The organism is Micromonospora sp. CNZ280, from assembly GCF_011759515.1.
Window position 1 is genome coordinate 284,919 of sequence record NZ_JAAOYP010000005.1, and the last position, 12,798, is coordinate 297,716.

The following is a 12,798-nucleotide window of genomic DNA, read 5'->3' on the forward strand; positions in this document are numbered from 1 at the left end:
CGAGGAGTGCAGCGAAGCGGAGCCCCGCGGTCGCGAACGAAAGGCAGGCGCAGCCCGCATGATCAGGCACCTGCTCTCCGGCGGCGACCTGGACGCCGCCACCGCCACCCAGATCCTGGACACCGCCGCCGAGATGGCCACCGTCGCCGGCCGCGAGGTCAAGAAGCTGCCCGCGCTGCGTGGCCGCACCGTGGTCAACCTCTTCTACGAGGACTCCACCCGGACCCGGATCTCCTTCGAGGCGGCGGCGAAGCGGCTCAGCGCCGATGTGATCAACTTCTCCGCCAAGGGGTCCAGCGTCGCCAAGGGCGAGAGCCTGAAGGACACCGCGCTGACCCTGCAGGCGATGGGGGCCGACGCGGTGGTGGTGCGCCACCCCGCCTCCGGCGCCGCGCACCGGCTCGCCAACTGGGTCGACGGCTCGGTGGTCAACGCCGGCGACGGCACCCACGAGCACCCCACCCAGGCGCTGCTGGACGCGTACACCATGCGCGCCCGGCTGGGCCGGCTGGCCGGCCTGTCGGTGGCGGTGGTCGGGGACGTGCTGCACAGCCGGGTGGCCCGCTCCAACGTGCTGCTGCTGTCCACCCTCGGCGCCAAGGTGACCCTGGTCGGGCCGCCGACGCTGATCCCGGTCGACATCGCGCAGGCGCTCGCGCCCGGCACCGGGGTCTGCTACGACCTGGACACCGTGCTGCCCACCTCGGACGTGGTGATGATGCTGCGGGTGCAGCGCGAGCGCATGAACGACTCCTATTTCCCGTCCGCCCGCGAGTACGCCCGCCGCTACGGCCTGGACGGCCCGCGGATGCGCCGGCTGCCCGAGCACGCGATCGTCATGCACCCCGGCCCGATGAACCGGGGCATGGAGATCACGCCCGAGGTCGCGGACTCGCCCCGCTCCACCATCGTCGAACAGGTCGCCAACGGCGTCTCCGTCCGGATGGCCGTCCTCTACCTGCTGCTCGGGGGGAACAACTCATGACCGCGTACCTGGTCAAGGGGGTCAGCGTGGTGGGGGCCGCGCCGACCGACCTGCTGATCCGCGACGGCGTCGTGGCCGAGGCCGGCCCCGGCCTGACCGCCGCCGGCGCCACCGTGCTCGACGCCACCGGCCTGGTGGCCCTGCCCGGCCTGGTCGACCTGCACACCCACCTGCGCGAGCCGGGCCGGGAGGACGCCGAGACCGTGGAGTCCGGCTCCCGGGCCGCCGCCCTGGGCGGCTACACGGCGGTCTGCGCGATGGCCAACACCTCACCGGTCGCCGACACCGCCGGCGTGGTCGAGCAGGTCTGGCGACTCGGCCGGGAGGCCGGGCTGGTCGACGTGCAGCCGATCGGCGCGGTCACGGTCGGGCTGGCCGGCGAGCGGCTGGCCGAACTCGGCGCGATGGCCGACTCCGCGGCCCGGGTGCGGATCTTCTCCGACGACGGGCACTGCGTGGCCGACCCGAAGCTGATGCGCCGGGCGCTGGAGTACGTCAAGGCGTTCGACGGGATCATCGCCCAGCACGCCGAGGAGCCCCGGCTCACCGAGGGCGCGCAGATGCACGAGGGCGAGGTCTCCACCCGGCTCGGGCTGACCGGCTGGCCGGCGGTCGCCGAGGAGGCGATCATCGCCCGGGACGTGCTGCTGGCCGAGCACGTCGGCAGCCGGCTGCACGTCTGCCACGTCTCCACCGCCGGCAGCGTCGAGGTGCTCCGGCAGGCCAAGGCCCGCGGGGTCCGGGTCACCGCCGAGGTGACCCCGCACCACCTGTTGCTCACCGACGAGCGGGCGGCGACCTACGACCCGGTCTACAAGGTCAACCCGCCGCTGCGCACCGCCGGCGACATCGCCGCGCTGCGCGCCGCGCTGGTGGAAGGCGTGATCGACATCGTCGCCACCGACCACGCCCCGCACGCGGTGGAGGACAAGGAGTGCGAGTGGGCGTACGCCCGGCCGGGCATGCTCGGCCTGGAGACGGCGCTGTCGATCGCGCTCGACGTGCTCGGCCCCGAGTGGGACCTGATCGCCGAGCGGATGTCCCGCACCCCGGCCCGGATCGCCGGGCTGGACGGGCACGGCCTCGACCCGGCGCCCGGCGTGCCGGCCAACCTGACCCTGGTCGACCCGGCCGCCCGCCGGGTGATCGAGCCGGCCGAACTGGCCAGCCGCAGTCGCAACACCCCGTACGCCCGCATGACGCTGCCGGGTCGCATCGTGGCGACCTTCCTGCGCGGCGAGCCGACGGTCCTGGACGGAAAGGCTGTCAAGTGACCCGCAGACGATCGGCGATCCTCGTCCTCGAGGACGGACGCACCTTCCACGGCGAGGCGTACGGCAGCGTCGGGGAGACCTTCGGCGAGGCGGTCTTCAACACCGGCATGACGGGCTACCAGGAGACCCTGACCGACCCGTCCTACCACCGGCAGGTGGTGGTGCAGACCGCCCCGCACATCGGCAACACCGGCGTCAACGGCGAGGACGACGAGTCCGACCGGATCTGGGTGGCCGGCTACGTGGTGCGTGACCCGGCCCGGATCGGCTCCAACTGGCGGGCCACCGGCGGGCTGGAGGACCGGCTCGCCACCGAGGGCGTGGTCGGCATCAGCGGGGTGGACACCCGGGCGCTGACCCGGCACCTGCGCGAGCGCGGTGCGATGCGGGTCGGCGTCTCCAGCGTGGAGACCGACCCGCGGGCGCTGCTGGCCCGGGTACGGCAGTCCCCGGCGATGGTCGGCGCGGACCTCTCCGCCGAGGTGACCACCGCCAAGCCGTACGTGGTCGCCGCCGAGGGCGAGCACCGGTACACGGTGGCCGCGCTGGACCTGGGCATCAAGCGCAACGTGCCGCGCCGGCTGGCCGCGCGCGGGGTCACCACGCACGTGCTGCCCGCCGGCTCCACCATCGACGACCTGCTGGCCACCGGCGCGGACGCGGTCTTCTTCTCGCCCGGCCCAGGCGACCCGGCCACCGCCGACGCTCCGGTCGCGCTGGCCCGCGAGGTGCTGCGCCGGCGGGTGCCGCTGTTCGGCATCTGCTTCGGCAGCCAGATCCTCGGCCGCGCGCTGGGCTTCGGCACCTACAAGCTCGGCTACGGCCACCGGGGGATCAACCAGCCGGTGCTCGACCGGGCCACCGGCAAGGTCGAGGTGACCAGCCACAACCACGGCTTCGCCGTCGAGGTGCCCGGGGCCCGGCAGGGCGCTGTCGTACCCGACCAGGTGATCGAGACCGAGTTCGGCGGCGTCCAGGTCAGTCACGTCTGCCTCAATGACAACGTGGTCGAGGGGCTGCGGGCCAGGGACGTGCCCGCCTTCACCGTCCAGTACCACCCGGAGGCGGCGGCCGGCCCGCACGACGCGGACTACCTGTTCGACCGCTTCGCCGAGCTCATCGAGGGGCGCACCGATGCCTAAGCGGACCGATCTCAAGCACGTCCTGGTGATCGGCTCCGGGCCGATCGTGATCGGGCAGGCCTGCGAGTTCGACTACTCCGGCACCCAGGCCTGCCGGGTGCTGCGCAGCGAGGGCATCCGGGTCAGCCTGGTCAACTCCAACCCGGCGACGATCATGACCGACCCGGAGTTCGCCGACGCCACGTACGTCGAGCCGATCACCCCGGAGTTCGTCGAGCTGGTGATCGCCAAGGAGCGGCCGGACGCGATCCTGCCCACCCTGGGCGGGCAGACCGCGCTGAACACGGCGGTCGCCCTGCACGAGTCCGGCGTGCTGGAGAAGTACGGCGTCGAGCTGATCGGCGCGAACATCGAGGCGATCAACCGTGGCGAGGACCGGCAGCTGTTCAAGGACATCGTGGCCAAGGCCGGCGTCCGGCTCGGTCTCGACGACCCGGCCGGGCTGGTGCCCCGGTCCCGGGTCTGCCACTCGATGGCGGAGGTCGAGGCCACCGTCGCCGAGCTGGGCCTGCCGGTGGTGATCCGGCCGTCGTTCACCATGGGCGGCCTCGGCTCCGGCATGGCGCACACCCCGGAGGAACTGACCCGGATCGCCGGTGCCGGCCTGGCCGCGAGCCCGGTGCACGAGGTGCTCATCGAGGAGAGCGTGCTCGGCTGGAAGGAGTACGAGCTCGAACTGATGCGCGACCGCCACGACAACGTGGTGGTCGTCTGCTCGATCGAGAACGTGGACCCGATGGGCGTGCACACCGGTGACAGCGTCACCGTCGCCCCGGCGATGACCCTCACCGACCGGGAGTACCAGCGCCTGCGCGACCTGGGCATCGCGGTGCTGCGCGAGGTCGGGGTGGACACCGGCGGCTGCAACATCCAGTTCGCGATCAACCCGGCCGACGGGCGGATCGTGGTGATCGAGATGAACCCCCGGGTGTCCCGCTCCTCGGCGCTGGCGTCCAAGGCGACCGGCTTCCCGATCGCGAAGATCGCCGCGAAGCTGGCCATCGGCTACACCCTGGACGAGATCCCCAACGACATCACCCTGAAGACCCCGGCGGCGTTCGAGCCGACGCTGGACTACGTGGTGGTGAAGATCCCGCGGTTCGCGTTCGAGAAGTTCCCCGGCGCCGACCCGGAGCTGACCACCACGATGAAGTCGGTCGGCGAGGCGATGAGCCTGGGCCGCAACTTCACCGAGGCGCTGAACAAGGCGATGCGCTCGATGGAGACCGCGGCGGCCGGGTTCTGGACCCGGCCCGACCCGGCCGGGGCGACCAGGGAGAACACCCTCGCCGCGCTGCGGATGCCGCACGACGGCCGGCTCTACACGGTGGAGCGGGCGCTGCGGCTGGGCGCGTCGATCGCCGAGGTCGCCACCGCCTCCGGCGGCATCGACCCGTGGTTCCTGGACCAGATCGCCGCCCTGGTCGAGCTGCGCGCCGAGATCGTCGCCGCGCCGGTGCTCGACGCCGACCTGCTGCGCCGGGCGAAGCGGGCCGGCCTGTCCGACCGGCAGTTGGCGGCGCTGCGTCCGGAGCTGGCGGCCGAGGACGGAGTACGCACGCTTCGGCACCGGCTCGGCATCCGGCCGGTCTACAAGACGGTGGACACCTGCGCGGCCGAGTTCGCCGCCACCACGCCCTACCACTACTCCTCGTACGACTCGGAGACCGAGGTGGTCGGCTCGGCCCGGCCCAAGGTGCTGATCCTCGGCTCCGGGCCGAACCGGATCGGGCAGGGCATCGAGTTCGACTACTCCTGCGTGCACGCGGTGATGGCGCTGCGCACCGCGCCGGTCGGCGGCGCGGCCGGCGCCGGCTTCGAGACCGTCATGGTCAACTGCAACCCGGAGACGGTCTCCACCGACTACGACACCGCCGACCGGCTCTACTTCGAGCCGCTCACCTTCGAGGACGTGCTGGAGGTCTGGCACGCCGAGGACGCCTCCGGCAAGGCGGTCGGCGGTCCGGGCGTGATCGGGGTGATCGTGCAGCTCGGCGGGCAGACCCCGCTCGGGCTGGCGCAGCGGCTGAAGAACGCCGGGGTGCCGGTGGTCGGCACCTCCCCGGAGTCGATCCACCTGGCCGAGGAGCGGGGTGCGTTCGGCGCGGTGCTGGCCCGCGCCGGGCTGCGCGCGCCGGCGCACGGCATGGCCACCTCGTACGAGGAGGCGAAGGCGATCGCCGAGGAGATCGGCTACCCGGTGCTGGTGCGGCCGTCGTACGTGCTGGGCGGCCGGGGCATGGAGATCGTCTACGACGACGCCACGCTGCGCGACTACATCGGCCGGGCCACCGCGATCTCGCCGGACCACCCGGTGCTGGTGGACCGCTTCCTCGACGACGCGATCGAGATCGACGTGGACGCGCTCTGCGACGCCGACGGCGAGGTCTACCTCGGCGGGGTGATGGAGCACATCGAGGAGGCCGGCATCCACTCCGGCGACTCGTCCTGCGCGCTGCCGCCGATCACCCTGGCCGGCTCGCACCTGGCCGAGGTCCGCCGGTACACCGAGGCGATCGCCCGGGGGATCGGCGTACGCGGGCTGCTCAACGTCCAGTACGCGCTCAAGGACGACGTGCTCTACGTGCTGGAGGCGAACCCGCGGGCGTCCCGGACGGTGCCGTTCGTGTCGAAGGCCACGGCGGTGCCGCTGGCCAAGGCGGCGGCCCGGATCGCGCTCGGCGCCACCATCGCCGAACTGCGCGCCGAGGGGCTGCTCCCGGCCACCGGGGACGGCGGCACGATGCCGCCGGACGCCCCGATCGCGGTGAAGGAGGCGGTGCTGCCGTTCAAGCGGTTCCGCACCCCCACCGGCAAGGGGGTGGACTCGCTGCTCGGTCCGGAGATGAAGTCGACCGGCGAGGTGATGGGCATCGACACCGCCTTCGGGCACGCCTTCGCCAAGAGCCAGTCCGCCGCGTACGGCTCGCTGCCGACCGGCGGGAAGATCTTCGTCTCGGTGGCCAACCGGGACAAGCGCGGCATGATCTTCCCGATCAAGCGCCTGGCCGACCTGGGCTTCGAGATCGTCGCCACCACCGGCACCGCCGAGGTGCTGCGCCGGCACGGCATCGCCTGCGAGCAGATCCGCAAGCACTACGAGGCCGGCGCGGGCGAGGACGCGGTGTCGCTGATCCTCGGCGGCGACGTGGCGCTGGTGATCAACACGCCGCAGGGTTCCGGCGCCAGCGCCCGCTCGGACGGCTACGAGATCCGCAGCGCGGCGGTCACCGCCGACATCCCGTGCATCACCACGGTGCCCGGCGCGGCCGCCGCGGTGATGGGTATCGAGGCCCGGATCCGGGGCGACATGCAGGTCCGCCCCCTCCAGGAACTGCACGCCGCGCTGCGGGCCGAGCAGTGATCTTCGAGCGGGTGGTGCGGCCGGTGCTGTTCCGGATCGGGGGCGGGGACGCCGAGGCGGCGCACGAGTGGACGCTGCGCCGGCTGGCGGGACTCTCCCGCCGGCCGGCGGCGCTGGCCGCGCTGCGCGCCCGGTACGCCGTCGCGGCGCCGCGCACGGTCTTCGGCGTCGAGTTCCCCAACCCGGTAGGGCTCGCCGCCGGGGTGGACAAGAACGGCGTCGCGCTGCCCGCCTGGCCGGCGCTGGGCTTCGGCTTCGTGGAGGTCGGCACGGTCACCGCGCACCCGCAGCCGGGCAACCCCCGGCCCCGGCTGTTCCGGCTGCGCGACAGCGAGGCCGTGGTCAACCGGATGGGCTTCAACAACGCCGGCGCCGAGGCCCTCGCGGCCCGGCTGGCGGCGCTGCCCCGCCCGCTGGGCGTGCCGCTGGGCATCTCGCTGGGCAAGTCCAAGGTGACCCCGCTGGACGGGGCGGTGGCGGACTACCAGGCCTCCTACCGGGCGCTGCGCGGGCACGGCGACTACTTCGCGGTCAACGTCTCCTCGCCGAACACCCCGGGGCTGCGGGCGTTGCAGGACCGGGCGCACCTGGACGCGCTGCTGGCGGCGCTGGTGGGGGAGAAGCCGGTGCTGGTGAAGATCGCCCCGGATCTGACCGAGCCGGCCATCGCCGAGCTGCTGGAGGTCTGCCTGGCCCGGGGTGCGGCCGGGGTGATCGCCACCAACACCACCCTGTCCCGGGAGGGGCTGGCTCCGGCGGACCGGGCGCGGGGCGGGGAGACCGGCGGGCTCTCCGGCCGGCCGCTCGCCGACCGGGCCCGGCAGGTGGTCGCCTTCGTACACCGGGAGACCGGTGGCCGGCTGCCGATCGTCGGCGTCGGCGGCATCGTCGACCCGGACGGCGCGGCCCGGATGTTCGACGCCGGCGCCAGCCTGGTCCAGCTCTACACCGGCTTCATCTACCGCGGCCCGGCCCTGGTCCGCGCCGCCGCCCGCGCGTCGGCCGCCGCCCCGGCCCCGGCCGGGACCGCGAGCCGGTGAGCCGCCGCCCCGGCGGAGTCCGACCCGTCCCGGCGGAGTCCGCCGGCCGCGCCCGACGCGCGGCGGGGCCGACACCGACCGGGAGTAATCCCCGAGAGGTCGGGACCACCGGCGTCGCGTTCGACGAGGCTACGAGGGAGCGCACGTGACACCCGAGGAGATCCTGGCCGGGGACCGGGCGCACGTGTGGCATCCGTACGCGGCGCTCCCGCCGGCCAGCCCGCCTTACCTGGTCGAGGGCGCGGAGGGGGTGCGGCTGCGGCTGGCGGACGGGCGGGAACTCGTCGACGGGATGTCGTCGTGGTGGGCGGCGATCCACGGCTACCGGCACCCGGTGCTGGACGCGGCGGTGACCGACCAGCTCGGCCGGATGAGCCACGTGATGTTCGGCGGGCTCACCCACGCCCCGGCGGTGCGGCTGGCGCAGACCCTGGTCGAGCTGGCCCCGGACGGGCTGGAACACGTCTTCCTCTGCGACTCCGGCTCGGTGAGCGTCGAGGTCGCGGTGAAGATGTGCCTGCAGTACCAGCGGGCCACCGGCCGGCCGGAGCGCCGCCGGCTGGGCACCTGGCGGGGCGGCTACCACGGCGACACGTTCCACCCGATGAGCGTCTGCGACCCCGAGGGCGGCATGCACCACCTCTGGGGCGACGTGCTGCCCCGGCAGGTCTTCGCCCCGGTGCCGCCCGGCGGGTTCGACACCCCGCCCGACCCGGCCTACGAGACCGCCCTGGTCGAGGCGGTCGAGCGGCACGCCCACGAGCTGGCCGCGGTGATCGTCGAGCCGGTGGTCCAGGGCGCCGGCGGGATGCGCTTCCACCACCCGCACTACCTGCGGGTGCTGCGCGAGGTGACCCGCGCGCACGGGGTGCTGCTGGTCTTCGACGAGATCGCCACCGGCTTCGGCCGGACCGGCACCATGTTCGCCGCCGAGCACGCCGGGGTGGCGCCGGACGTGATGTGCGTGGGCAAGGCGCTCACCGGCGGCTACCTCACCCTGGCCGCGGCGCTGTGCACCCCGGAGATCGCCCGGGGCATCTCCGCGGCCGGCGTGCTGGCGCACGGCCCGACGTTCATGGGCAACCCGCTGGCCTGTGCGGTCGCCAACGCCTCCATCGGGCTGCTCCGGGCCGGGGACTGGGCGGGGCAGGTGGCGAGGCTCCAGGCGGGGCTGCGGGCCGGCCTGGAGCCGCTGCGCGGCGCGCCGGGGGTGACCGACGTGCGGGTGCTGGGCGGGATCGGCGTGGTGCAACTGGACCACGAGGTGGACCTGCCCGCCGCCACGACCGCCGCGGTGGAACGGGGGGTCTGGCTGCGCCCGTTCCGCGACCTGGTCTACACCATGCCGCCGTACGTCACCGACGACGCCGACCTGGCCCGGATCACGGCCGGCGTGGCGGCGGCGGTGGCGGCCGGCTGAGCCCCGGTCCGGGGACCCCCGACCGGGTACGCGGGCGGCCGACGCGGCCCGCGCGAGGAGCGAGGAGAGGACGAGACGTGGAGAGTTTCGGCGCCCGCCTGCACCGGGCCGTGACCGAACGGGGCCCGCTCTGCGTGGGCATCGACCCGCACCCGGGGCTGCTGGCCCGCTGGGGACTGCCGGACGACGTCACCGGGCTCGACCGGTTCGCCCGGACCGTCGTGGAAGCGCTCGGTGACCGGGTTGCGGTGATCAAGCCCCAGTCGGCCTTCTTCGAGCGGTTCGGCGCGCGCGGGGTCGAGATTCTTGAGTCAACTATCCGACAGTTACGGGATTCCGGCTCGCTCGTTCTGCTCGACGTCAAGCGCGGCGACATCGGCTCGACGGTCGCCGCGTACGCCGCCGCGTACCTCGACCCATCCAGCCCCTTGTATGTCGACGCGGTCACCGCCAGCCCGTATCTCGGCGTCGGTTCACTCGCCCCGATGTTCGAGCTGGCCGCCGCGCACGGCGGTGGAGTCTTCGTGCTGGCGCTCACCTCCAACCCGGAGGGGGCCGCCGTGCAGCGCGCCCGTACGGCCGACGGGCGGACCGTGGCGCAGGCCGTGATCGACGAGATTTCCCAGCTCAACGCGGGTGCGGAGCCGCTCGGCAGCTTCGGTCTGGTGGTCGGGGCGACCATCGGCGACACCGGTCACGACCTGTCCGCGGTGAACGGTCCGCTGCTCGCGCCGGGCCTCGGCGCGCAGGGCGCCACCCCGGCCGACCTGCGCCTGGTCTTCGGTTCCAGCCTGCCCGCGGTGCTGCCCTCGTACTCCCGCGAGGTGCTGGGCGCGGGCCCCGACGTCGCCGCCCTGCGGGCCGCCGCGGACCGGGCGCAGGCCGACTGCCGGGCCGCCCTGGCTGCCGGTTGACTGACTGACGGGTCGGTCACTTTGCGGTGATCATGGCGCGCCCACGTTGCCGAAAGCTCCGTTGACCGCTAGTTTTCCCCGCGCTGGGAACCACGGACCCCTTGGTTCACAGCGACACCACGTTTCACAGAAGCGGCGGTGCGTCCCGCCCGTCGCGATAGGGACCTGAGGAGAACTGGTGCCGCTCCCGTCACTGACCCCAGAGCAGCGCGCAGCCGCGCTGGAGAAGGCTGCGGAGATCCGCAAGGCCCGCGCTGAGCTGAAGGAGCAGCTCAAGCAGGGCAAGACCACCCTCGGAGCCGTCCTTGAGCGGGCCGAGTCCGACGACGTCGTCGGCAAGCTCAAGGTGTCCGCCGTCCTGCAGGCGATGCCGGGTATCGGCAAGATCCGGGCCACCCAGATCATGGAGAAGCTCAAGATCGCCGACAGCCGTCGCCTGCGTGGTCTCGGCGAGCAGCAGCGCAAGGCACTGCTTGGAGAGTTCTCCGCCAACTGATCGTGGCGGCGTGTAGAAACAAGCAGTGAGCACGGAAGGCGAGGCGCGCCCGGCGGCTCGGCTCACTGTCCTGGCCGGACCTTCGGGCGCCGGCCGGGAGAGTGTCGTCGAGCTCGTCCGGGCGCGTTCTCCCGCCGTGTGGACCCCGGTGCCGGTCACCACCCGCCCGCCCCGCGCGGGCGAGCGGCCCGGCACCGACCGGCTCTTCTGCGATCCGGTCGAGTTCGACCGGATGGCCGCCGCCGGCGAGCTGCTGGAGTGGAGCCGGATCGGCCCGTACGCGCGCGGCACGCCCGCGGCGCAGGTACGCGCCCGGCTGGCCATCGGGCAGCCGGTGTTCCTCCCGCTCGACCTGCCCGGCGCGGTCGGCGTCCGGGCCGTGTTTCCCGACGCCCGCCTGGTGCTGCTCGTCCCGCCCGGTTTCGAGCCGGCGCCGGCCACCCTGGCGGAGACCGACGCCGTCGTGGTGCACGACCTGACCGAGCGGGTGGTGACCGAGCTGGTAGGCTTGCTCGGTTCTTCATTACCGGCTCCGGCCCGGTCGCCGCTGAGCGGTCGGGCGACGTAGCCGCGTCCGAGCGGTTCTCCAGACGCAGAGGTTAATTCGTGGGATCCATCGCCACCAACCCCGAGGGCATCACCAACCCGCCGATCGACGAGCTCCTCGAGAAGACGACGTCGAAGTACGCCCTGGTCATCTTCGCCGCCAAGCGCGCGCGTCAGGTCAACGCCTACTACAGCCAGCTCGGTGAGGGCCTGCTGGAGTACGTCGGCCCGCTGGTCGAGACCACCCCGCAGGAGAAGCCGCTCTCCATCGCCATGCGCGAGATCAACGCGGGCCTGCTCACCGCCGAGCCGACCGACCAGCCGTAATCCGCCGCGCGCCGATGTCCGCCCGGATCGTCCTCGGGGTCGGTGGCGGCATCGCCGCCTACAAGGCGTGCGAGCTGTTGCGGCTGTTCACCGAGTCCGGCCACCGGGTCCGGGTCGTGCCGACCGCGTCGGCGCTCCGCTTCGTCGGGGCGCCGACCTGGGCGGCGCTCTCCGGTCAGCCGGTCGCCGACGAGGTCTGGTCGGACGTGCACGAGGTGCCGCACGTGCGCCTCGGCCAGCAGGCCGACCTGGTGGTGGTCGCCCCGGCCACCGCCGACCTGCTCGCCAAGGCCGCCCACGGCCTCGCCGACGACCTGCTCACCAACACCCTGCTCACCGCCCGCTGCCCGGTGCTGCTGGCGCCCGCCATGCACACCGAGATGTGGGAGCACCCGGCCACCGTCGCCAACGTGGCCACGCTGCGCGACCGCGGCGTGCGGGTGATCGAGCCCGCCGTCGGCCGGCTCACCGGCGCTGACACCGGCAAGGGCCGGCTGCCCGATCCGGCCGAGATCTTCGCGGTCGCCCGCCGGGCCCTCAGCCGCGGCGTCGCCGCCCCGGCCGACCTGGCCGGCCGCCGGGTGGTGGTCACCGCCGGCGGCACCCGGGAACCGCTGGACCCGGTCCGCTTCCTGGGCAACCGGTCCTCCGGCAAGCAGGGCTACGCGTTCGCCCGCACCGCCGTCGCCCGGGGCGCCCGGGTCACCCTGATCTCGGCCAACGTCTCGCTGCCGGATCCGGCCGGCGTGGACCTGGTCCGGGTCGGCACCACCGAGGAGCTGCGCCAGGCCACCCTCGCCGCGGCCGAGGCCGCCGACGTGGTGGTGATGGCGGCCGCTCCGGCCGATTTCCGGCCGGCGACCTACGCGACTGGCAAAATCAAGAAGTCGGACGACGGCAGCGCGCCCACGATCGAGCTGGTCACCAACCCGGACATCGCCGCCGAGCTGGGCCAGCGCCGTCGGCCGGAGCAGGTGCTGGTGGTGTTCGCCGCCGAGACCGGCGACGCCGAGGCCAACGGCCGGGCCAAGCTCGCCCGCAAGCGAGCCGACCTCATCGTGATCAACGAGGTCGGGCCGGACAAGGTCTTCGGCGCCGAGACGAACGCGGCGACCGTCATCGGCGTGGACGGCTCGGTCAGCCGGATGCCCGAGCAGTCGAAGGAGGATCTCGCCGACGGCGTCTGGGACCTCGTCGCGACCCGGCTGGCAGGTCCTTCCTGACGGTTGGTATCGAACGCTGACCAGCGCGCGCTCTGCGGGCCGTGGTGACTACACTGCCGCGGAACGA

At 73.5% G+C, this 12,798-nt stretch carries 11 protein-coding genes; all 11 read left to right on the top strand.

What is annotated here, in order from left to right; genetic code table 11:
* Positions 1 to 58 precede the first annotated feature (58 nt).
* The 11 genes from FHX32_RS32000 to coaBC all read left to right on the top strand — a co-directional run bounded on the left by FHX32_RS32000 (position 59) and on the right by coaBC (position 12,731).
* Positions 59 to 985 (top strand): aspartate carbamoyltransferase catalytic subunit, encoded by a 927-nt coding sequence (locus FHX32_RS32000; protein ID WP_088994804.1) that lies wholly within the window; start codon positions 59 to 61, stop codon positions 983 to 985.
* Complete coding sequence (locus FHX32_RS32005; RefSeq protein WP_167191569.1) at positions 982 to 2,259, top strand: dihydroorotase; 1,278 nt, start codon at positions 982 to 984, stop codon at positions 2,257 to 2,259. The genes FHX32_RS32000 and FHX32_RS32005 overlap by 4 nt, the downstream gene beginning before the upstream one ends.
* Positions 2,256 to 3,401, top strand: a complete 1,146-nt coding sequence (carA, locus tag FHX32_RS32010) for a glutamine-hydrolyzing carbamoyl-phosphate synthase small subunit (protein WP_167191571.1) — start codon at positions 2,256 to 2,258, stop codon at positions 3,399 to 3,401. The genes FHX32_RS32005 and carA overlap by 4 nt, the downstream gene beginning before the upstream one ends.
* On the top strand, positions 3,394 to 6,765 hold the full coding sequence (carB, locus tag FHX32_RS32015; RefSeq protein ID WP_167191573.1) for a carbamoyl-phosphate synthase large subunit: 3,372 nt from the start codon (positions 3,394 to 3,396) through the stop codon (positions 6,763 to 6,765). The genes carA and carB overlap by 8 nt, the downstream gene beginning before the upstream one ends.
* Entirely contained in the window at positions 6,762 to 7,805 is a 1,044-nt protein-coding gene (locus tag FHX32_RS32020; RefSeq protein WP_167191576.1) for a quinone-dependent dihydroorotate dehydrogenase, read from the top strand. The genes carB and FHX32_RS32020 overlap by 4 nt, the downstream gene beginning before the upstream one ends.
* 145 nt (positions 7,806 to 7,950) lie before the next feature.
* Positions 7,951 to 9,225, top strand: coding sequence for an adenosylmethionine--8-amino-7-oxononanoate transaminase (locus FHX32_RS32025; RefSeq protein ID WP_167191578.1), 1,275 nt, complete (start codon positions 7,951 to 7,953; stop codon positions 9,223 to 9,225).
* Positions 9,226 to 9,302: 77 nt separating this feature from the next.
* On the top strand, positions 9,303 to 10,139 hold the full coding sequence (gene pyrF, locus FHX32_RS32030) for an orotidine-5'-phosphate decarboxylase (protein ID WP_167191580.1): 837 nt from the start codon (positions 9,303 to 9,305) through the stop codon (positions 10,137 to 10,139).
* Between the two features lie 178 nt (positions 10,140 to 10,317).
* The gene (mihF, locus tag FHX32_RS32035) at positions 10,318 to 10,635 is read left to right on the top strand and encodes an integration host factor, actinobacterial type (RefSeq protein ID WP_088994797.1); all 318 of its coding nucleotides are present in this window, start codon (positions 10,318 to 10,320) and stop codon (positions 10,633 to 10,635) included.
* Between the two features lie 25 nt (positions 10,636 to 10,660).
* A complete protein-coding gene (locus FHX32_RS32040; protein ID WP_167191582.1) occupies positions 10,661 to 11,203 on the top strand; it encodes a nucleoside/nucleotide kinase family protein in 543 nt (180 codons plus the stop codon).
* A 38-nt stretch (positions 11,204 to 11,241) separates the two neighbouring features.
* A complete protein-coding gene (rpoZ, locus tag FHX32_RS32045) occupies positions 11,242 to 11,508 on the top strand; it encodes a DNA-directed RNA polymerase subunit omega (RefSeq protein WP_013285517.1) in 267 nt (88 codons plus the stop codon).
* Positions 11,509 to 11,522: 14 nt separating this feature from the next.
* Positions 11,523 to 12,731 carry a bifunctional phosphopantothenoylcysteine decarboxylase/phosphopantothenate--cysteine ligase CoaBC gene (gene coaBC, locus FHX32_RS32050; RefSeq protein ID WP_167191584.1) on the top strand — a complete coding sequence of 403 codons (1,209 nt, stop codon included), beginning with the start codon at positions 11,523 to 11,525 and terminating at the stop codon, positions 12,729 to 12,731.
* Positions 12,732 to 12,798 lie beyond the last annotated feature (67 nt).